Raw genomic sequence first — 21,262 nt, 5'->3', positions numbered from 1 at the left:
GTGCGACAAAGATCGTACGGACATGTGCGACGAGCCTGCCTGCTTGTGCTTTGACAGGCTCCCGATTATTCAACGTATTAGACACAGATAAGGAACACACCCATGTCAGAACGTTTACACAATGACGTGGATCCGATTGAAACTCGTGACTGGCTACAGGCGATCGAATCGGTCATCCGTGAAGAAGGTGTTGAACGTGCACAGTATCTGATCGATCAGGTACTGGGTGCAGCCCGCAAAGGCGGCGTGAACGTTGCTGCAGGATCGTCTGCTATCAGCAACTACATCAACTCTATTGCCGTTGAAGATGAACCCGACTATCCGGGCAACACCTCTCTTGAACGTCGTATCCGTTCCGCTATCCGCTGGAACGCCATCATGTCGGTGCTGCGCGCATCGAAGAAAGATCTGGAACTCGGCGGCCATATGTCCTCCTTCCAGTCTTCTGCGACCATTTATGAAGTGTGCTTCAACCACTTCTTCCGCGCGCGTAATGACAAAGATGGCGGCGATCTGGTCTATTTCCAGGGCCACATCTCTCCGGGCATCTATGCCCGTGCGTTCCTTGAAGGTCGTCTGACCGAAGAGCAGATGAACAACTTCCGTCAGGAAGTTGACGGTAAAGGTCTCTCTTCTTATCCGCACCCGAAATTAATGCCGGAGTTCTGGCAGTTCCCGACCGTTTCTATGGGTCTGGGTCCATTGTCAGCGATCTATCAGGCGAAGTTCCTGAAATATCTGGAACACCGTGGCCTGAAAGATACCTCTGCTCAGACCGTCTACGCCTTCCTGGGTGATGGTGAGATGGATGAGCCAGAATCCAAAGGTGCGATCACCATCGCGACCCGTGAAAAACTGGATAACCTGGTCTTCATCATCAACTGCAACCTGCAGCGTCTGGATGGCCCGGTCACCGGTAATGGCAAGATCATCAACGAGCTGGAAGGCATCTTTGCCGGTGCTGGCTGGGAAGTGATCAAAGTCATCTGGGGCGGTCGCTGGGATGAGCTGCTGCGCAAAGATACCAGCGGCAAGCTGATTCAGCTGATGAACGAAACCGTCGACGGCGACTACCAGACCTTTAAATCCCGTGATGGCGCCTATGTGCGTGAGCACTTCTTTGGCAAATATCCGGAAACTGCCGCGCTGGTTAAAGACATGTCCGATGATGAAATCTGGGCACTGAACCGTGGCGGCCACGATCCGAAGAAAATCTACGCGGCACTGAAAAAAGCGCAGGACACCAAAGGCAAGCCGGTGCTGATCCTGGCGCATACCATCAAAGGTTATGGTATGGGCGACACCGCGGAAGGCAAAAACATTGCTCACCAGGTGAAGAAGATGAACATGGATGGCGTGCGCTATATCCGTGATCGCTTCAACGTGCCGGTTGCTGACGATAAAATCGAAGAACTGCCGTACGTGACCTTCGAAAAAGGCTCAGAAGAGCACACTTACCTGCACGGTCAGCGTGAGAAGCTGGGTGGCTACCTGCCAACGCGTCAGCCGAAGTTCACCGAGAAGCTGGAAATGCCAGCGCTGGAAGAGTTCGGTGCGCTGCTGGAAGAGCAGAACAAAGAGATCTCCACCACCATCGCCTTCGTTCGTGCCCTGAACGTGATGCTGAAGAACAAGTCGATCAAAGATCGTCTGGTTCCGATCCTTGCGGATGAAGCGCGTACCTTCGGTATGGAAGGTCTGTTCCGTCAGATTGGTATCTACAGCCCGAACGGCCAGCAGTACACTCCGCAGGACCGTGAGCAGGTTGCTTACTACAAAGAAGATGAGAAAGGCCAGATTCTGCAGGAAGGGATCAACGAGCTGGGCGCAGGTTCATCCTGGCTGGCAGCGGCGACCTCTTACAGCACCAACAACCTGCCGATGATCCCGTTCTACATCTATTATTCGATGTTCGGCTTCCAGCGTATCGGCGATCTGATGTGGCTGGCGGGTGACCAGCAGGCGCGCGGCTTCCTGGTCGGCGGAACCTCCGGCCGTACCACGCTGAACGGCGAAGGCCTGCAGCATGAAGATGGCCACAGCCATATTCAGTCGCTGACCATCCCGAACTGTATCTCTTACGACCCGTCTTACGCCTATGAAGTGGCTGTCATCATGCATGATGGTCTGGTGCGTATGTATGGCGAAGCGCAGGAGAATATCTACTACTACATCACCACGCTGAACGAAAACTACCATATGCCAGCCATGCCGCAGGGTGCGGAAGAGGGTATCCGTAAGGGTATCTACAAGCTGGAAACGGTAGAAGGCAGCAAAGGCAAAGTGCAGCTGCTGGGCTCAGGTTCTATCCTGCGTCACGTACGTGAAGCGGCACAGATCCTGGCGAAAGATTACGGTATCGGCTCTGATGTCTATAGCGTCACCTCGTTCACCGAACTGGCGCGTGATGGCCAGGATTGTGAGCGCTGGAACATGCTGCATCCGACAGAAGAAGCACGCGTGCCTTACATCGCTCAGGTGATGAATGACGCACCAGCGGTTGCCTCAACCGACTACATGAAACTGTTCGCTGAACAGGTTCGCAGCTATGTTCCAGCCAGCGATTACCGCGTGCTGGGTACCGATGGCTTTGGTCGCTCTGACAGCCGTGAGAATCTGCGTCATCACTTTGAAGTTGATGCATCTTATGTGGTGGTTGCTGCGCTGGGTGAGCTGGCTAAACGCGGCGAGATCGAGAAGAAAGTGGTGGCGGATGCCATTACCAAATTCAACATCGATGCCGATAAAGTTAACCCGCGTCTGGCTTAAGAGGTAAGAGAGTAATGGCTATCGAAATTAAGGTACCGGATATCGGGTCTGACGAAGTTGAAGTCACCGAGATTCTGGTGAAAGTTGGCGACAAGGTGGAAGCCGAGCAGTCGCTGATCACCGTGGAAGGCGACAAAGCCTCAATGGAAGTGCCTTCCCCGCAGGCTGGCGTTGTGAAAGAGATCAAAATCGCCACCGGTGACAAAGTAGAAACCGGCTCGCTGATCATGGTGTTTGACGCCGAAGGGGCCGCAGAAGCGGCACCTGCCGCCGCCGAAGAGAAGAAAGCGGACGCGGCACCTGCACCCGCCGCGGCAGCCGCCACCGCCAGCAAAGAAGTGGCTGTGCCGGATATCGGCGGTGACGAAGTTGAAGTCACTGAGATTCTGGTGAAGGTTGGCGATAAAGTTGAAGCCGAACAGTCACTGATTGTGGTGGAAGGTGATAAAGCGTCAATGGAAGTGCCGGCTCCGTTCGCTGGTGTGGTTAAAGAGATCACCATTGCGACCGGCGATAAAGTCAGCACCGGTTCTGCCATCATGGTCTTTGAAGCGGAAGGGGCTGCACCGGCCGCTGACGCGAAGCCAGAACTGAAAGAAGAAGCGGCATCGGCACCCGCCGCAGCGGCAGGCGCAAAAGAGGTTAACGTCCCGGACATCGGCGGTGATGAAGTCGAAGTCACCGAAATCCTCGTGAAAGTGGGCGACAAAGTTGAGGCTGAGCAGTCACTGATCGTGGTGGAAGGCGATAAAGCGTCAATGGAAGTGCCTGCGCCATTCGCGGGTACCGTCAAAGAGCTGAAAGTGGCGACCGGCGACAAAGTCAGCACCGGATCACTGATCATGGTGTTTGAAGTCGAAGGTGCCGCACCGGCCCCGGCGGCAGCGAAGCAGGAAGCCGCACCGGCCCCGGCTGCGAAACCAGAAGCTAAATCTGCGGCGCCTGCTCCGGCAGCCAAAGCGGACAGCAAAGGTGAGTTTGCCGAGAACGATGCGTACGTTCACGCTACCCCGGTGATCCGTCGCCTGGCGCGTGAGTTCGGTGTGAATCTGGCGAAAGTCAAAGGCACCGGCCGTAAAGGTCGCATTCTGAAAGAAGACGTGCAGACTTACGTGAAAGAGGCGGTGAAACGCGCTGAAGCGGCACCGGCTGCGGCAAGCGGTGGCGGCCTGCCAGGCATGCTGCCATGGCCGAAAGTGGACTTCAGCAAGTTTGGCGAAGTCGAAGAAGTCGAACTGGGTCGTATCCAGAAAATTTCGGGTGCGAACCTGAGCCGTAACTGGGTGATGATCCCGCACGTTACGCATTTCGACAAAACCGATATCACCGATCTGGAAGCGTTCCGTAAGCAGCAGAATGCCGAAGCAGAGAAGCGTAAGCTCGATGTGAAGTACACCCCGGTGGTGTTCATCATGAAAGCTGTCGCTGCCGCGCTTGAGCAGATGCCACGCTTCAACAGCTCGCTTTCCGAAGATGCGCAGAAGCTGACGCTGAAGAAATACATCAACATCGGTGTGGCGGTCGATACGCCAAATGGCCTGGTGGTTCCGGTCTTCAAAGACGTGAACAAAAAGGGCATTACCGAGCTGTCGCGTGAGCTGATGGCAGTGTCGAAGAAAGCGCGTGACGGTAAGCTGACTGCGGGCGACATGCAGGGCGGATGCTTCACCATCTCCAGCCTGGGCGGCCTGGGAACCACGCACTTCGCGCCGATTGTTAACGCGCCGGAAGTGGCTATCCTGGGTGTCTCTAAATCGGCGATGGAGCCGGTGTGGAACGGTAAAGAGTTTGCGCCGCGTCTGATGATGCCAATCTCTCTCTCCTTCGACCACCGCGTGATCGACGGAGCTGATGGTGCAAGATTCATCACCATTATTGGCAATATGCTCTCTGACATACGTCGTTTAGTTATGTAAATGTGAAGAAGGCCGGCGGATGCCGGCCTTCCTTTAACGTTTCGTCGCGTCACGGTTGGCAGTTTGTTAACAATTCTGTAAACTCTTGCGGTGAAAGTCCCGGTGGAACAAGGGCATTATAAGAACGTCTGACCCGCCGGATATCAAATAAGAGGTCATGATGAGTACAGAGATTAAAACCCAGGTCGTGGTACTTGGGGCAGGTCCTGCAGGTTACTCTGCAGCCTTCCGTTGTGCGGATTTAGGTCTGGAAACCGTACTGGTAGAGCGTTACAGCACCCTTGGTGGTGTGTGTCTGAACGTCGGTTGTATCCCCTCTAAAGCGCTGCTGCACGTTGCCAAAGTGATCGAAGAGGCGAAAGCCCTTGAAGAGCACGGCATTGTGTTTGGTCAGCCCTCTACTGATATCAACAAGATTCGCAGCTGGAAAGAGAAGGTGATTAACCAGCTGACTGGCGGCCTGTCAGGAATGGCAAAAGGTCGTAAAGTCAAAGTGGTTAATGGCCTCGGCAAATTCACCGGTGCTAACACCCTGGTGGTGGAAGGTGAAGGCGGCGCGACCACCATCAACTTCGATAATGCCATCATCGCTGCGGGTTCACGCCCAATCGAACTGCCTTTCATTCCTCATGACGATCCCCGCGTCTGGGATTCAACCGATGCGCTGGAACTGAAAGAAGTGCCGAAGCGTCTGCTGGTTATGGGCGGCGGTATCATCGGTCTGGAAATGGCGACGGTGTATCATGCGCTGGGTTCAGAGATCGATGTGGTTGAGATGTTTGACCAGGTTATCCCGGCTGCGGATAAAGATGTCGTCAAAGTCTTTACCAAGAAAATCAGCAAGAAGTTCAACCTGATGCTGGAAACCAAAGTGACCGCCGTTGAAGCAAAAGACGATGGCATTTACGTTTCAATGGAAGGCAAAAAGGCACCGGGTGAAGCGCAGCGTTATGACGCCGTGCTGGTGGCTATCGGTCGTGTGCCGAACGGTAAAGGTCTGGATGCCGGTAAAGCGGGCGTGGAAGTGGACGATCGCGGCTTTATCCGTGTCGACAAGCAGATGCGTACCAACGTGCCACACATCTATGCTATCGGCGACATCGTCGGTCAGCCAATGCTGGCGCACAAAGGCGTGCATGAAGGCCACGTTGCGGCGGAAGTGATCTCCGGTCTGAAGCACTACTTCGACCCGAAAGTGATCCCATCCATTGCCTATACTGAGCCAGAAGTTGCCTGGGTCGGTCTGACCGAGAAAGAAGCCAAAGAGAAGGGCATCAGCTACGAGACTTCCACCTTCCCGTGGGCTGCCTCTGGCCGTGCTATCGCTTCAGATTGTGCAGACGGTATGACCAAACTGATTTTCGACAAAGAGACGCACCGTGTCATCGGTGGCGCGATTGTCGGCACTAACGGCGGCGAGCTGTTAGGCGAAATCGGTCTGGCGATTGAGATGGGTTGTGATGCGGAAGATATCGCGCTGACCATCCATGCTCACCCGACCCTGCATGAGTCAGTCGGTCTGGCAGCAGAAATCTTCGAAGGCAGCATCACCGATCTGCCTAACGCGAAAGCGAAGAAGAAGTAAGTTTCCGCTGCTGACGAAAAAGCCTCCGATATGGAGGCTTTTTTTTGGTCTGGATTATGCGAAGACCAAAGCGATGTCACCACAGACTAACGGCATCTGCGATGCGCTTCCACATGACGATATTGCAGGAAGGTGGCGTTCCGCAAAAGCGGTATGGTGAACCCGACACATTACAATCTGATCTTGATGACTGGCTGGCTCACTTAATAATCAGCGAACTCATCAGGGGAAAATGTGCCCTGTCCGGACGCTTATGGAAATATTACCTGATGGAAAAAGCCTCTGGGCTGAGAAGAATTCAATCCAAATGTACTCTGATAAATACCTGTATAAATAACGGGTAACTTTCAGATGAAGTCTGAGCTGATAAAACTGAGTATGGCCCCATGAGGGGCTTACTGATTTGGCCGTTCAGGTAAGACCTTACCTATCAGATAGACAACTCCGATAGACAGACCAATCGCCATCAGCCGCTCATGCCAGGTTTCATAGTGAAAGAACCAGTAGCAGCACAGAAGGAGCAGCAACCCGCCTATGATCGCACCTGACACCTCTATAAGGCTATACATGATGCGTTTACCTAAGCTCAGCTTAGCAGGCCCATTATTTCGCATTAGCGTTTACCTCCTTCTCTACCATTTCAATGATCCGTTCAAAAGCCGGTTGCCCTTGCGTTCGCTTCACATTGAGAGCTTCTAAGAACGGGTTCAGAGCTGGCTCAAGTAGGAAGTAGAGTAAATCATAGTTCCTCACGCGTAATGCGTTATAGACTTCAGGATTGCTCTTTTGCAGCTTTTCAGAGGTATAGATACATCTCTCTGTCATGCCACCAATAAGCAGGGCATTACCAATCAGACCACCTCTGACCGCAACAAGGAACGAGCTACGCTGCGCAATGGTAGTTGCTAACCTTCCTGCTATTAATGAGTTCGTAAGCGTCCGGCCAGCAACTGAAGCCATCGTTTTGCTATAGATAGCGTTCTGCCTGACTTCAGGCACATTCTTGTTGAAGATATTGAGCACAGTCTCAATAGTCTTCATGAAGTTGTGATTTTCAAGAATGCCATGCCTGATGGCACTAACCATCCTGATTTTCTCTGTTTCACGTTGATAGCGGCTGTCCGTATCAAGAAATCCGTAGGCAAGATAGCCAATGTCTGTAGGCACAGACAGGACTCCATGCATTAATCCTATCGCTGACTCAGGCGATATAATGATTTTGGCTATACGCTTCGCGATCTCACTGTAGCTACGCATCCTTAAGCCCCTTATCCTTGCTTACTTTGACTACATAGTAGTCCCTTGCTCCCGGCACTATCCTATCAACCTTGATGCCGACTGTGCCACTGTTGACCGCATCGTAAGGAACACGGTCTATCTCAATGCTTTCAATATTGAGTAAGTGCCAACGATTCTCGCTGTCCTGTATTGCGATTTTATCAACCCTTGATACAGTAAAGTTGCTGTCAGCAGGGATTCTAAGAGAGTAAACCACCACTCGGTCATAGCAGTGGTTAAACTCAAGCCGGTGAAGGCTCTGCCTAAAGTCTATGAGGCCTTCTTGCTTAAAGGTTTCACGAGCAGTTGCTTTGCTGATGACACCTGCTTCGTATAGTCCCGGATAGACCAAAGATTGCCGTTTTGAGCCAGCAATCTGATCGTATGAGAACGCTGGTGTTCCACGCTTTAGGGGGATAAACCGCAGCTTCATCTTTGGAATGCGTTTTTTGCATGTTCCCCACGTCAACGGAAACAAATTCAGCCTCCTTAGCGCTCAGCGACGCGCTCCCCATACCGCCACCCGCTCCACAAACATCTGCGCCAGGGCCGCAATGGCGCTGTTGCCGGGCAGCCTCTCTTCATTGATATACATCACCAGCGAACTGCTGCGTCGGCGACCCTGCAACAGCGGAAGGGCGCGCAGTTCGCCGCTCTTCAGCAGCCCGGCGATATTCTGTTCCGGTAACCAGCCATAGCCCAGCTGATGCTGGACTGCTTCAATCGCGGCGGAGAGCGTCGTGAAGGACCAGTTTTCCGCCTGAGCGCCACTGACCTCGGATTGCTGCTGTTGCTGCCGATCCAGGATGGTGATGCAGGGCCAGCGAGCCAGCGTGGTGGCACTCAGCGGGGCAGGTTCACTGTGCAGCGGATGATCACGATGGGCAACGGCCACGAAATCGACGCTCATCAGGCTCTCGCCGGCAACAGGGGCATCGCCATATTGCGCGACCAGCCAGAGGTCAGCCTGCTGCTCAGCCAGCCTTTCCGGCGTTTCGCTGCGAACAATTTCGCTGAACCAGATGCGGACATGGGGGTAGCGCTGCTGAAAGGTCTGCAGCACATCAAACAGCAGAGGTTTAGGCAGCGTCGCGTCCACCATCAGATCGATGCGCGAACGTTCACCCCGCTGCAGCGCATGCGCCTTAGCTTCAAGCGCGCTGAATCCCTCCAGCAATGGACGAACCTGAGCCAGTAGCTGATGTCCCTCGGCAGTGAGGACGGCGCGCCGCCCCTCCTGCTGCAGCAGTGTCAGACCCAGCCGCTGCTGAAGCAGGCTAAGCTGATAGCTCAGTGAAGACTGGCTGCGATGATGCTTTTCTGCGGCCAGCGCAAAGCTCCCTTCATTCACCACCGCGTCGAGCAGCGCCCACTGTTCCAGTGTCGTTTTATACATGGCAACTCATCGAAAAATTGGATTATTCAGTGCTAAAAATAGCGTTATTCATCTCATCTGTAACGCGTAATAATCTCCTTAAGGCAAATAAATGAGGAATTGACCATGAGCACTTTTGATAAACATGACCTGTCAGGCATCGTTGGCAAACACCTGGTTTACACCTATGACAACGGCTGGAATTACGAGCTTTACATCAAAAATGCCAGCACGATCGACTATCGCATCCACAGCGGCATGGTGGGTAATCGCTGGGTTAAAAATCAGCATGTCTATGTCGTCCGTCTGGCGCAGGATGTCTATAAAGTTTCCTGGACCGAACCTACCGGCACCGATGTCAGCCTGGCCGTGAACCTGGCGGATAAAATCTTCCACGGCACCATCTTCTTCCCGCGCTGGGTAATGAATAATCCGGAAAAAACCGTCTGTTTCCAGAATGACCATCTGGAAGAGATGGCTGCCTTCCGCGAAGCAGGTCCGGCTTACCCAACCGAAGTCATTGACGAGTTCGCGACGCTGACTGTGATCCGCGATGTGGGCGAAAATAACGAAAGCGTGATCGACTGCCCGCCCGATCAGCTGCCCGCTGACTTCCCGGAAAATCTGAAAAACTGATAGCAGGGAGAAGAGGCCATTAAGGCCTCTTCTGCGCCGCTGTGTCTGGCCGGTGGCATCGATGGCCAGTCCTGCAAACCGCACCTTTCTATTCCTGCCCGTTATCGATTCCGCCCCGATACTTCTCTTAAACCGCGATAAACCTGACATTTTTCGGGGCTAATTTCCCCGGCATGCGGTACGCTCGGGACCGTCCGTTTACGCACAATCAGCCCGCGCAGACGGCGAACCGGACGGGCAGAATGGGCGTAGTCGATTATGTTGTATTTTTGTAAACAGATTAACAAACAGACGAAATCCTGCTATTCTGCCCTCCGCGAAACCGGGCACCTCAACCTGGACAAGAAAAGGGAAGGTTGTTCTCCATAAGTGAGCAAGGTGGTCGGAAAGCCCTACATAATGAGAGCGAGGATAACGTCGTGCTAGAAGAATACCGTAAGCACGTTGCCGAGCGTGCTGCCCAGGGAATTGTTCCTAAGCCTTTAGAGGCTTCCCAGATGGCCGCGCTGGTTGAACTGCTGAAAAATCCACCTGCGGGTGAAGAAGAATTTCTGACCGATTTACTGGTCAACCGAGTCCCACCTGGCGTCGATGAAGCGGCGTATGTCAAAGCCGGTTTCCTGGCGGCTGTTGCCAAAGGCGAAGCAACCTCTCCTCTGATCTCTCCTGAAAAAGCGGTCGAACTGCTCGGTACCATGCAGGGCGGTTATAACATTCATCCGTTGATCGAGGCGCTGGACGACAGCCGACTGGCCCCCATCGCGGCCAAAGCCCTTTCACACACCCTGCTGATGTTCGACAACTTCTATGATGTCGAAGAGAAAGCCAAAGCGGGCAATGAATACGCGAAGCAGGTCATGCAATCCTGGGCCGATGCGGAATGGTATCTGTCACGTCCTGAGCTGGCCGAAAAGATCACGGTCACGGTATTCAAGGTAACGGGCGAAACCAACACCGACGACCTCTCTCCGGCCCCGGATGCCTGGTCACGTCCTGACATCCCGCTGCACGCTCTGGCGATGCTGAAAAATGCCCGCGAAGGCATTGAGCCGGATGAGCCGGGCAATATCGGCCCGATCAAACAGATCGAAGCGCTGCAGGCCAAAGGCTATCCGCTGGCTTACGTCGGTGACGTGGTCGGAACCGGCTCATCCCGTAAATCCGCCACCAACTCGGTGCTGTGGTTCATGGGCGACGACATCCCGAACGTGCCAAACAAAAAAGGCGGCGGCGTGGTGTTGGGCAGCAAAATTGCGCCTATCTTCTTCAACACCATGGAAGATGCGGGCGCACTGCCGATTGAAGTGGACGTCAACGACCTGAACATGGGCGATGTCATCGACATCTATCCCTACAAAGGTGAAGTGCGTAACCACGAAACCAACGACCTGCTGGCCAGCTTCGAACTGAAAACCGAAGTGCTGATTGACGAAGTGCGCGCCGGTGGCCGTATTCCGCTGATCATCGGCCGTGGCCTGACCACCAAGGCGCGCGAGTCGCTGGGTCTGCCGCACAGCACCGTATTCCGTCAGGCGAAAGATGTTGCGGAGAGCACCCGTGGCTTCTCACTGGCGCAGAAAATGGTCGGCCGCGCCTGTGGCGTGACCGGTGTGCGTCCTGGCGCGTATTGCGAACCGAAGATGACTTCCGTGGGATCGCAGGATACCACCGGTCCGATGACCCGTGACGAGCTGAAAGATCTGGCTTGCCTGGGCTTCTCGACCGATCTGGTGATGCAGTCCTTCTGCCACACCGCCGCCTATCCTAAGCCGGTCGATGTGAACACGCACCACACGCTGCCAGACTTCATCATGAACCGTGGCGGTGTCTCACTGCGTCCGGGTGACGGCATTATCCACAGCTGGCTGAACCGTATGCTGCTGCCGGATACCGTCGGAACCGGCGGTGACTCCCATACCCGTTTCCCTATCGGTATCTCTTTCCCGGCCGGTTCGGGCCTGGTGGCGTTTGCCGCGGCAACGGGCGTCATGCCGCTCGACATGCCGGAATCGGTCCTGGTGCGCTTCAAAGGCAAGATGGAACCCGGTATTACCCTGCGCGATCTGGTTCACGCCATTCCGCTTTATGCCATCAAACAGGGCCTGCTGACCGTTGAGAAGAAAGGTAAGAAAAACATCTTCTCTGGCCGCATCCTGGAGATTGAAGGTCTGCCGGATCTGAAAGTTGAGCAGGCGTTTGAACTGTCCGATGCGTCAGCAGAGCGTTCTGCGGCGGGCTGTACCATTAAGCTGGATAAAGCGCCAATCATCGAATATCTCAACTCCAACATCGTGCTGCTGAAGTGGATGATCGCAGAAGGTTACGGCGATCGTCGTACGCTGGAGCGTCGCGTGGAGAGCATGGAGAAATGGCTGGCCGATCCTCAGCTGCTGGAAGCCGATGCGGATGCGGAATACGCCGCCGTGATCGAGATCGATCTGGCTGATATCAAAGAGCCGATCCTCTGTGCCCCTAACGATCCAGACGATGCCCGTCTGCTCTCGGACGTTCAGGGCGAGAAGATCGACGAAGTGTTTATCGGCTCGTGCATGACCAACATCGGTCACTTCCGTGCTGCCGGTAAGCTGCTGGACAGCCACAAAGGTCAGCTGCCAACCCGTCTGTGGGTGGCACCGCCAACCAAGATGGATGCCGCACAGCTGACCGAAGAGGGCTACTACAGCGTCTTCGGTAAAAGCGGTGCGCGTATCGAGATCCCGGGCTGTTCACTCTGCATGGGTAACCAGGCACGTGTGGCAGACGGTTCGACAGTGGTTTCCACCTCGACCCGTAACTTCCCGAACCGTCTGGGTACCGGCGCAAACGTCTATCTGGCGTCTGCCGAGCTGGCTGCCGTTGCATCACTGCTGGGCCGGCTGCCTACGCCTGATGAGTATCAGCAATTTATGGCGCAGGTCGATAAAACGGCCAGCGACACCTATCGCTATCTCAACTTCGACCAGCTGGCGCAGTACACCGACAAAGCGGAAGGCGTGATTTTCCAGACCGCAGTCTGATCCTTCACCTTGTAAGCATGCATAAGGGGCGATGATTCGCCCCTTTTTTTCGTCTTCGCGCCGGTCACCGGCACGATCAAAAGCTGGATTTCGCCTGACAGCCTGTAATAATGCGCGACGTGTCACATTATGCTGCAAAGCCAGCCGTGACACTCATTGAGTGACGCGACGACGTTGAGAGGAACGGGCGATGGAATATGAATTTTTACGCGATGTGACCGGACAGATTAAGGTCCGCATGTCGATGGATCATGAAGCGGTCGGCCACTGGTTCAACGAAGAGGTGAAAAACGATCCGGGTCTGCTGGATGAAGTCGAAGCCGCTATCGAAGACGTCAAGGGCAGCGTGCGACAGTGGCAGCGCATCGGCAGCGAATACACCATCCTGGTGGATGAGGAGGAGGTGATGATTCGCGCCAACCTGCTGGCGCTGGAAGATGACGGCATGGAGGAGGGGATGAACTACTACGACGAAGAGAGCCTCTCATTCTGCGGCATTGAAGATTTTCTGCTGGTCATCGCCGCGTACCGCCAGTTTGTGAACCAGTATGGCAATCCCGTCCGGCGCTAAATGCCGGACAGGTGGCGCTTCACGTCTGGCCGGGATGTGAAACCGCCCGGCGGCCGGGGCAGGTTAGCTCAGCGAGGCGCCACCGCAGATCACCAGTTGCTGGCCGGTGATTGCCGCTGCTGAGGGAGAGAGCAGGAACGCCACCAGATCGGCCACTTCCTGCGGCTGAATATAGCGGCCTATCGGCGGCAGGCGCGGCGGTGAACTGGCGCGGCCCGGCTGGTGCAGCATCGGTGTTTCGGTCGCACCGGGGGCCACGATATTGGCGGTAATGCCACGCGGAGCCAGTTCTGCCGCCCAGCTGCGCACCATGCCGATCATCGCTGATTTGGTCGCCACGTACTGACTGCGGCCTGCGGCACCGCCTGACGTACGGCTCCCCAGCAGCAGCACTCTCCCGCCTGCCGCCATCCGCGGCGCAAATTGGTTCGTCAGCTGTTCCGCAGCGGCCACGTGCAGCTGCCACAGACGGGCGCTGGCCGCCAAATCCAGTTCCCCCAGCGGCGCGGCCTGCATCATACCCGCGGCATGGATCACTGCCTGCGGCACAGGCAGTTGTTCCAGCAGCACCTGCAGGGCAGCGCTGTCACTGATGTCGATCTGATGACTCTGCCAGCCCGGTTCTGTGCGGCTGACCGCCGAACGGCTCAGGCCGATCACCTGCCAGCCGTCACTCAGTAAGCGGTCACAAATCGCCTGACCGATGCCGGAGCTGGCACCGGTCACCAGCGCCATCCGTTCATTCACGCGTCACCTCCCTGCACCCATGACTCCTCAATCCGCACATATTTGATCGCCTGACGATACCAGGTATAGGCGATATGCAGTTCGCCATGCAGACCCTCTTTGATGCTGGGATAGGAGAACTCACGGTTTAACTTCTGCTGCGAGTTATTGGTCATACAGTAGCCATCGCCTTCGTCCAGATTGCGCTGCAGCGGCCAGCTTTTGCCGCCATCTGTTGAGATCGCCAGTGTCATGGGCGCTCGGGGCGCACCCCAGAAGGCGGTACGGCCGCTGTGTACCACCGCTTCGGCGGCCACCGCCACCTCACCGTCCTCTTCATCATCTTCAATTTCGTCATAGAGCGACAGGCGACGTTCGCTGGCACCTTCAGCGCTCATGGCGTTAAACACCAGCGCCAGATGACCGTTGCGCAGCGTCGTGACCTGAATAGAGGAGTTGTTATTTGGCAGCGACAGCGCTTCGGGTGCGCTCCAGCTCTCTCCCTGATCAAACGAGCGGCTCTGGTAGATGTGATCGGCCCAGCGACTGCGGTAGAGCGCCAGCAGCGAGCCATCCTCCAGCAGGGTGACGTTCATATGGACGCAGCCGGTACTGTCAGGCACGCTGACATCGCGCCAGCTCCGGCCTTTATCCTCCGAGATTTTCACGGCGCTGACATCATAGTTTCCCACCCATTTTTCACCGGGCGGCGTCAGGCAGTAAAAGACTGGCAGCAGCCAGTTGCCATTCGGCAGCACCACGATCGGCTGGCGAATAAAGGTGCCAGGCTTATCCAGCAGGGTGTCGATCGCGCCCCAGCTCCGGCCCAGATCGTGAGACTGACGATAGCGCACGATGGCGGTGTCCTGATTACCGGACTTCTGCGCCGTCCAGAGCAGCCACAGGACCTGATCGGGATCGAGGAACAGCACCGGATTCTGCTCGGACCGCGTCGGATCCTCAGAGAGTTTCTGCGCCTCACTCCAGCGATCGCTGCCTTTCTGCAGCCGTGAACACCAGACAGAGATATCGGCGATCCCCTCCTGGGTGCCGCCAAACCAGACGCAGAGCAGATCGCCATCCGGCAGCGGCAGCAGGTTAGCCGCATGGTTTTGCGGGCAGGAGGAGGGCAGCATCGCAACCTGCTGCGCGCTATCCTGCGGATGCGGCGCAAGCTGGCCGGTGCGTTCGGCGGTGACGGTTTCCTGAGTCATATTAGGCTCCACTCTTTTGTGCATTGCGTTGCGGTTGAGGCTGAGACTGGCGTGACGGGATGCAGCGGTCAATCACCATAATGATCGCCGGCGTGGCCAGCGCCACATACATATTATCGATGCCAAAAGGATTCCCCATCAGGAACCAGACGGAGGTGACCAGACAGGAACCAATCAGACCGGCGTTGGCGCCGCGTGTGCTCTTAAACCACGGCAGATAGAACGCCATGATCGCCACGACGGTGATCGACAGGCGAATCGCGCGGGTAAAGAAGGAGAGCTTCAGCACTTCCGGGAAGAACAGCACAAACAGCAGCGGAAAGAAGCCGATGGCAATCGAGAACCAGCGCGTCACTTTGAACTCGCGCTCTGGCGTAGGGTGACGGTAAGGAACATAAAAATCTTTCACCACCAGCGAGGCGATCGCCAGCGCCACGGTGCCGACGCTGACGAAAATCGATGCCACCAGCGAGGTCGTCACGATGCCAGCCAGCCAGGGGGACATATCCTGCAGAAACACCGGCAGTGCATAGAGGCTCTTGATGTCGGGATGGGCAAACTTCGCCGCCACGCCGATCAGTGCCATCGCCAGGCCGATAGGCAGGCAGAAGAAGAAGGCGACCCACGTGGCACGCTTAGCGGATTTGACATCTTTGGTCGAGGAGATCGCCTGGATCACAAACTGGGTGCAGAAGATCGAGCCCACGGTTCCGATCAGCCAGGCCACAATGGTACTGGCCCCGACGTGACCATCCCACGTCCAGTAGAAGGCGGGCATTTTCTCGATCATCGGGGCCACGCCGCCGGTCATCTTCAGCGCCACGTAGAGGATAATCAGGATCCCGATGTACTTAATGGCGCTGTGCAGCAGCGTCACCCAGGCCACCCCTTTCATGCCGCCAAACGCGAAGTAGAAGGTACTCACCACCGCGGTAATAAAGGCCGCCTGGGTCAGGTCGATCTTCAGCACGGTAGAGATCGCCGCCGCGCCGCTGATGTAGTTGCCGACGTTCACCAGCAGCAGCGCATAGATCATGATCAGCGAAATAATGTTTTTGGTCGAACTGCCATATTTTTCGGCGATCGCCCCGGAAATGGTGATCTTACCGGTGTTGTAGATGCGCTTCACCAGGATCAGACCAAACAGCGGGAAGCCAATCGCCGCGCCGATCACTGACCAGGAAGCGGCGAAGCCATTTTCAAAGGCGGCCTGCGCAGTGCCGATCGTGGATTTTGCCCCGATATATTCCGACATCAGCATGATGCCGACGATAAAGGCGGGCATGGCGCGGGAGCCTTCCATAAAGTCACCGCTGCTTTTACTGCGCAGCCGCCAGGTCAGCCAGGTGGTGAACAGGATATAGGCGACCACCATGCCTACGATCAGTAAGGTGCTCTCAGTTGAAAATGCGTTCATCATAACCTCGATTGTGCTGGCAGATGGCGACCATCAGGTTCGTTCTCATCTGACCGGTAGGAGACAAAGGCGATGGCGTTTATTGCAGGTAGTGGGTGACGATCTGACGGATCTGCTGCTGCTCTTCGGCGCTGAACTGCACCGCATAGCGGCTTTCACCCACCTCGAAGCCCAGCAGGCTGACCGCTTTTTTCACGGCGGCCGGTGAGAAACCGATGCTGTAGAGCGCCGTGCGCAGACCGGTGACGTTCTCCTGAGCCTGCTGCGAACCGGCAATATCGCCGGCAGCGAAGCGCGCCCAGATAGCGTTAATCGCCTCCGGGGCCACGTTGGCCAGCCCGGAAATGGCGGCGGAGCAGCCCTCAACAAACCCCTGATGGATCAGCGAGTCGGGGCCATTCAGCACATCAAAACCGTCACAGTCGGCGGTGGCCTGCAGGAAGCCGCGCAGGCTGTCATAACTGCCCGCCGAATCTTTGATGCCGATGATGTTGGGATGGGCGGCCAGCGAGCGCACCGTCTCCGGCTGCAGCGTATTGCCGGTGCGCGCCGGGATGTTGTAGAGGAACAGCGGCACCGTCAGCGCGTCAGCCACGCGCCGGTAGTGATCGATAAGCTCCTGCTGTTTCAGCGGCACAAACCAGGGAGTGATCGCGGAGACGGCATCCACGCCCAGGCGGGCGATCTGTGTGCCGAGCCGGATCGTTTCACGCGTCGAGATTTCGCCGATGTGCGCTACTACCGCCGCGCGGCCGCTGACTTCATCCACGCAGGTGGCAGTGACGGCGAGCTTTTCCTGCTCGTTCAGCACAAAGAATTCGCCGTTGGTGCCGCAGCAGAAGATGCCGTTACCGGCCCGGAGCTGTCGTCTGACCTGCTCACGCTGTCTCACCGGATCAAAAGCGCCGTCACGATCGAAGGTGGTGACGATGGCGGTCAGTACGCCGCATATTTTCTTATTCATGACAATCCTCATTACGCCTGGCAGGAAGGAAACAGGGTCAGATAGACCGCGCGCACATCGTCAGCGGTGACCGCCATCGGGACATTTTTCATCAGGCGCTGCACGTCGAGCGCGGCTTCCACCAGATAGGGCAGGTGATCCGGGCCGATGCCCAGCGCTTCCAGACTGGCAGGCAGCTGCAGACGCGCCACCAGTGCGGTGAAGTAGTCGACCAGCGCATGGGACTTCGCTTCATCACTTAAACGGCGGTCAGCATCGGGCAGCAGGTCATAGGCCTGAGCGAATTTACTCACCGCCGCCGGACGGACAAAGCGCATGCAGGGGGCCAGCAGAATGGCATTCGCCACGCCGTGCGGCAGATGATATTTGCCGCCGAGCGGGTAGGAGAGGGCGTGCACCAGATGCGTGCCGGCATGGGCAATCGACGCGCCGCCATAATAAGAGGCCCACAACATCTCCAGTCGTGCCTGCAGATTCTCCGGCTCCCGCAGCGTGGTTTCGAGATTGGCGAACAGCTTCTTCATCCCGATCAGCGCATAGTTATCGCTGACCGGATTGGCGACGCAGGCGGTAAAGCACTCGATCAGGTGGCAGAGGGCATCAATACCGGTTGAGGAGGCGATGTGTGCGGGCATGCTGGTGGTGAGTTCCGGCAGCAGCGCGACGACATCGGGCAGCATAATCGGGGAAATAATGCCGACTTTGGTCTCCTTCTCCGGGATCGCCAGAATCGCATTGGGCGTGGCTTCGGAGCCGGTACCCGCGGTGGTCGGAATCAGCATGGAGCGGGTGCGGTGCTGCGGTTTCTCCCCCGCCAGCAGGGCTTCCAGCGACGGGGCCGCATCCACGCACAGCACCGACAGCAGCTTTGCCACATCCAGCACGCTGCCACCGCCGATACCGATCACCATGTCAGCCCTGCGCGACGTGAGTGCGGCAAGAAGGGCGGCCACATCATGCTGGCTCGGCTCGGGGGGAACACTGTTCACCACGCTGATGTGGGGGATCTGCTCCCGGAGTTGCCCCAGCAGCGCCTGCACAGCCGGAATCGCTTCAATGTTCCGGTCAGTTACCACTACCGCGGATGAAACCCCCTCCAGCAGATAGCGCATGTCGTTTAACGCCTGATAGCCGCTGATCACCGTGCTGTTAATGTTCATTTCATACCCTTATGTCGATCGCGTCTGAGCAGATGATTAACTTTGCTCATCTCAATGCGAGGTCAGTCACTCTGTATGGCTAATTTTATAGGGCATATCGATTTCGATTAATTTGAAGTTGCTCACATATAATCAATTATGATTGAATATAATCAATGGCAGCGGCAATCGCCTGACAGGAGTGAGGATGGGCTCATCATTATGGAAAACGCCGGTACTGGTCATCGCCGATGACTTTACCGGTGCCAACGATGCGGGAAGCGGACTGGCGCAGGCCGGCGCAGGCGTTCAGGTGCTGTTCGACACCCGGGGCGCGTTGCCAGAGACGGCAGATGTGCTGGTCGTCAGCACGGAGAGTCGGGCGACCAGCGCCACCCAGGCGGCAGAGCGCGTCACGCAGGCGGTGCGGCACTTCGCGGCGCAGTTTCAGCACGGCTGGCTGTTCAAAAAGATCGACTCCACGCTGCGCGGCAATATCGGCGCTGAAACGGTGGCGGCACTGAAGGCCAGTGCGAAAACGCTGGCGCTGGTTGCACCGGCGGTGCCACGACTGGGCCGCACCACGTGCGGAGGTCACGTCCGGGTCCATCAGCGTCTGCTCACGGACACCGAATTTGCCAGCGATCCGAAAACCCCGATCGCCAGCGCCAGCGTTCTCGAACAGATGCAGATCGCCGGCAGCGTGATCGATCTTGCCACGCTGCGCAGCGACCGGCTTGATGCGGTGCTGGCGGCGGCGCACGGCATCGTCGTGGTGGATGCTGAAACCGGGGCGGACCTGGCGCGACTGATCGCCGCGGCTGCGCGGCTGCGCGAGACGCCGCTGCTGGTCGGTGCCGCCGGATTAAGCGATGCGCTGGGCGCCGCGCTCCGGGTGCGAACGCCCCGGCCGGTGCTGGCGGTGGTGGGATCGATGAGCGAGAGCGGGCAGCAGCAGGTTGCCACGCTGATCAGCCGGCGTGACGCAGCGAGAGTGGATGTCGATATCCGGCAGCTGTTCCGGCAGCCCGCCTGGCCCGATCGGGATCGCTGGATCGACGAGGCGGCTGCGGCACTGCGGGCCGGTCGCCATACGGTGATCACCACCTGCCAGCACGAGGCGCAGCGGCACGAGATTGCGCAGCTCTGTCAGCACTTCAGTATGACGCGCCAGCAGCTGGGGGAGGCGATCTGCCAGTTTCTCGGCGAGATCACTTACCGGCTCTGCCTGAGTGCGCAGCCGCATGCGCTCTATCTGTCGGGAGGGGATGTGGCGATGGCCGTCGCCGGGGCACTGGGTGCCAGCGGCTTTACCATTCAGGGTCTGGTGGCGGGCTGTGTGCCGCACGGGGTTCTGCTTAACAGTGAATTTACTCTGCCGGTGATGACCAAAGCGGGTGGCTTTGGTGATGAAAACACCCTGGTAGCAGCCATTGATTTTATTGAGGAGAAGTCGAGTGAGTAAAATTATTGCGATCACCATGGGCGACCCGGCGGGCATCAGCCCGGAAATCATCATTAAATCGCTCTCTGAAGGTGAGCTGAATGGCATTCCTGCCGTGGTGATTGGCTGCGCCAGTACACTGCGCCGTATTCTGGCGATGAACATTACGCCCCAGGCCGAGCTGCGGGTCCTTGACCGGGTGCAGGATGCCCGCTTTGCTCCCGGCATCATCAACGTGATTGACGAGCCGCTGGCTGACCCCGACGCGCTGAAACCCGGCGTGGTGCAGAAAGAGGCGGGCGATCTGGCGTGGCGCTGTGTGAAACGTGCCACGGCGCTGGCGCTGGCGGGCGACGTGCAGGCGATTGCCACCGCGCCGCTGAACAAAGAGGCGATGCATGCGGCCGGTCATCTCTACCCGGGGCACACGGAGCTGCTGGCCCACCTTACTGACACCCGGGATTACGCCATGGTGCTCTACACCGATAAGCTGAAGGTGATTCACGTCACCACCCACATTGCGCTGCGTAAGTTCCTCGACACGCTGAACCAGCCGCGCATTAAAACGGTCATTGGTATGGCAGACACTTTCCTGCGGCGCGTCGGTTATCAGGCTCCGCGCATCGCCGTGGCGGGCGTCAATCCCCATGCCGGTGAGAACGGGCTGTTTGGCGATGAGGAGATCACCACCGTTGCACCTGCCATTCAGGCGATGAAAGCGCAGGGGATAGATGTCGCCGGGCCGTGCCCGCCGGACACGGTGTTCCTGCAATGCCAGGAGGGGCACTATGACATGGTGGTCGCGATGTACCACGATCAGGGGCATATCCCGCTGAAGCTGCTGGGCTTCTATGACGGCGTCAACATTACCGCCGGCCTGCCGTTTATCCGCACCTCTGCGGACCACGGCACCGCCTTTGATATCGCCTGGACAGGTAAAGCGAAGTCTGAGAGCATGGCGATCTCCATCAAACTCGCGATGCAGCTCGCATAGGGAAATATGAAGGGACAGAGCCGTCTTGACCAGATTATGGATTATCTGAAAAGCCATAATCTGGTGACTGTTGAGCAACTGGTCAGTGCGATCTCCGCCTCACCCGCCACGATTCGCCGTGATTTGATCAAGCTGGATAAAGAGGGCGTGATCAGCCGCAGTCACGGTGGTGTCACCCTGAATCGGTTTATTCCCGCCCAGCCGACCACCCTGGAGA

The 21,262-nt window shown here is 56.9% G+C and carries 17 protein-coding genes and 1 pseudogene; 10 read left to right on the top strand and 8 right to left on the bottom strand.

What is annotated here, in order from left to right:
- The first annotated feature begins 102 nt into the window (after positions 1-102).
- From aceE to CKF42_RS12145, 4 genes and pseudogenes are all read left to right on the top strand, one after another.
- Positions 103-2,769 (top strand): pyruvate dehydrogenase (acetyl-transferring), homodimeric type, encoded by a 2,667-nt coding sequence (gene aceE / locus CKF42_RS12160; RefSeq protein WP_111208293.1) that lies wholly within the window; start codon positions 103-105, stop codon positions 2,767-2,769.
- A 14-nt stretch (positions 2,770-2,783) separates the two neighbouring features.
- The gene (gene aceF, locus CKF42_RS12155; protein WP_111208292.1) at positions 2,784-4,685 is read left to right on the top strand and encodes a pyruvate dehydrogenase complex dihydrolipoyllysine-residue acetyltransferase; all 1,902 of its coding nucleotides are present in this window, start codon (positions 2,784-2,786) and stop codon (positions 4,683-4,685) included.
- 160 nt (positions 4,686-4,845) lie between these two features.
- Positions 4,846-6,270: a dihydrolipoyl dehydrogenase gene (gene lpdA, locus CKF42_RS12150; protein WP_046101230.1), complete on the top strand. Its 1,425-nt coding sequence runs from the start codon at positions 4,846-4,848 to the stop codon at positions 6,268-6,270.
- A gap of 49 nt (positions 6,271-6,319) precedes the next feature.
- Positions 6,320-6,607, top strand: a pseudogene (locus CKF42_RS12145) (IS481 family transposase); the annotation flags it as partial.
- A 266-nt stretch (positions 6,608-6,873) separates the two neighbouring features.
- Here the strand turns inward: CKF42_RS12145 and CKF42_RS12135 are convergent.
- Genes CKF42_RS12135 through CKF42_RS12125 form a run of 3 tightly spaced genes read right to left on the bottom strand, consistent with a single transcriptional unit; the run spans position 6,874 to position 8,944 of the window.
- Complete coding sequence (locus CKF42_RS12135) at positions 6,874-7,527, bottom strand: hypothetical protein (protein ID WP_111208290.1); 654 nt, start codon at positions 7,525-7,527, stop codon at positions 6,874-6,876.
- Entirely contained in the window at positions 7,520-8,026 is a 507-nt protein-coding gene (locus CKF42_RS12130) for a hypothetical protein (protein ID WP_111208289.1), read from the bottom strand. Before CKF42_RS12130 ends, CKF42_RS12135 begins: the two co-directional genes overlap by 8 nt.
- Before the next feature lie 18 nt (positions 8,027-8,044).
- Positions 8,045-8,944 carry a LysR family transcriptional regulator gene (locus CKF42_RS12125; RefSeq protein WP_111208288.1) on the bottom strand — a complete coding sequence of 300 codons (900 nt, stop codon included), beginning with the start codon at positions 8,942-8,944 and terminating at the stop codon, positions 8,045-8,047.
- Between the two features lie 105 nt (positions 8,945-9,049).
- Here CKF42_RS12125 and CKF42_RS12120 point away from each other — a divergent pair, with 105 nt between their 5' ends.
- The 3 genes from CKF42_RS12120 to yacL all read left to right on the top strand — a co-directional run bounded on the left by CKF42_RS12120 (position 9,050) and on the right by yacL (position 13,147).
- Positions 9,050-9,559, top strand: coding sequence for a phenolic acid decarboxylase (locus CKF42_RS12120; protein ID WP_009092087.1), 510 nt, complete (start codon positions 9,050-9,052; stop codon positions 9,557-9,559).
- 419 nt (positions 9,560-9,978) lie between these two features.
- On the top strand, positions 9,979-12,576 hold the full coding sequence (acnB, locus tag CKF42_RS12115) for a bifunctional aconitate hydratase 2/2-methylisocitrate dehydratase (RefSeq protein WP_111208287.1): 2,598 nt from the start codon (positions 9,979-9,981) through the stop codon (positions 12,574-12,576).
- A gap of 190 nt (positions 12,577-12,766) precedes the next feature.
- Positions 12,767-13,147 (top strand): protein YacL, encoded by a 381-nt coding sequence (yacL, locus tag CKF42_RS12110; RefSeq protein WP_009092085.1) that lies wholly within the window; start codon positions 12,767-12,769, stop codon positions 13,145-13,147.
- A 63-nt stretch (positions 13,148-13,210) separates the two neighbouring features.
- Here yacL and CKF42_RS12105 read toward each other — a convergent pair whose 3' ends face one another.
- From CKF42_RS12105 to CKF42_RS12085, 5 genes are all read right to left on the bottom strand, one after another.
- Positions 13,211-13,882: an SDR family NAD(P)-dependent oxidoreductase gene (locus CKF42_RS12105; RefSeq protein ID WP_199559868.1), complete on the bottom strand. Its 672-nt coding sequence runs from the start codon at positions 13,880-13,882 to the stop codon at positions 13,211-13,213.
- Positions 13,883-13,890: 8 nt separating this feature from the next.
- Positions 13,891-15,087 carry an exo-alpha-sialidase gene (locus tag CKF42_RS12100; protein ID WP_009092083.1) on the bottom strand — a complete coding sequence of 399 codons (1,197 nt, stop codon included), beginning with the start codon at positions 15,085-15,087 and terminating at the stop codon, positions 13,891-13,893.
- 1 nt (position 15,088) lies between these two features.
- Entirely contained in the window at positions 15,089-16,504 is a 1,416-nt protein-coding gene (locus CKF42_RS12095) for a sodium:solute symporter family protein (RefSeq protein ID WP_009092082.1), read from the bottom strand.
- A gap of 79 nt (positions 16,505-16,583) precedes the next feature.
- On the bottom strand, positions 16,584-17,468 hold the full coding sequence (locus tag CKF42_RS12090; protein WP_111208285.1) for a dihydrodipicolinate synthase family protein: 885 nt from the start codon (positions 17,466-17,468) through the stop codon (positions 16,584-16,586).
- Between the two features lie 11 nt (positions 17,469-17,479).
- The gene (locus CKF42_RS12085) at positions 17,480-18,628 is read right to left on the bottom strand and encodes an iron-containing alcohol dehydrogenase (RefSeq protein WP_111208284.1); all 1,149 of its coding nucleotides are present in this window, start codon (positions 18,626-18,628) and stop codon (positions 17,480-17,482) included.
- Positions 18,629-18,815: 187 nt separating this feature from the next.
- On the opposite strand from CKF42_RS12085, the gene CKF42_RS12080 reads away from it, so the two are divergent.
- The 3 genes from CKF42_RS12080 to CKF42_RS12070 form a co-directional block, all read left to right on the top strand.
- The gene (locus tag CKF42_RS12080) at positions 18,816-20,072 is read left to right on the top strand and encodes a four-carbon acid sugar kinase family protein (protein WP_111208283.1); all 1,257 of its coding nucleotides are present in this window, start codon (positions 18,816-18,818) and stop codon (positions 20,070-20,072) included.
- Positions 20,065-21,045 (top strand): D-threonate 4-phosphate dehydrogenase, encoded by a 981-nt coding sequence (locus tag CKF42_RS12075; protein ID WP_009092077.1) that lies wholly within the window; start codon positions 20,065-20,067, stop codon positions 21,043-21,045. Before CKF42_RS12080 ends, CKF42_RS12075 begins: the two co-directional genes overlap by 8 nt.
- Before the next feature lie 6 nt (positions 21,046-21,051).
- Positions 21,052-21,262, top strand: a 211-nt coding sequence (locus tag CKF42_RS12070; RefSeq protein WP_146239936.1) for a DeoR family transcriptional regulator, incomplete at its 3' end; no start/stop codon positions are given.

The sequence above is a fragment of the Pantoea sp. ARC270 genome (assembly GCF_003236725.1).
Taxonomy (GTDB): domain Bacteria; phylum Pseudomonadota; class Gammaproteobacteria; order Enterobacterales; family Enterobacteriaceae; genus Pantoea; species Pantoea anthophila.
This window is presented reverse-complemented; position numbering and strand designations above follow the sequence as displayed.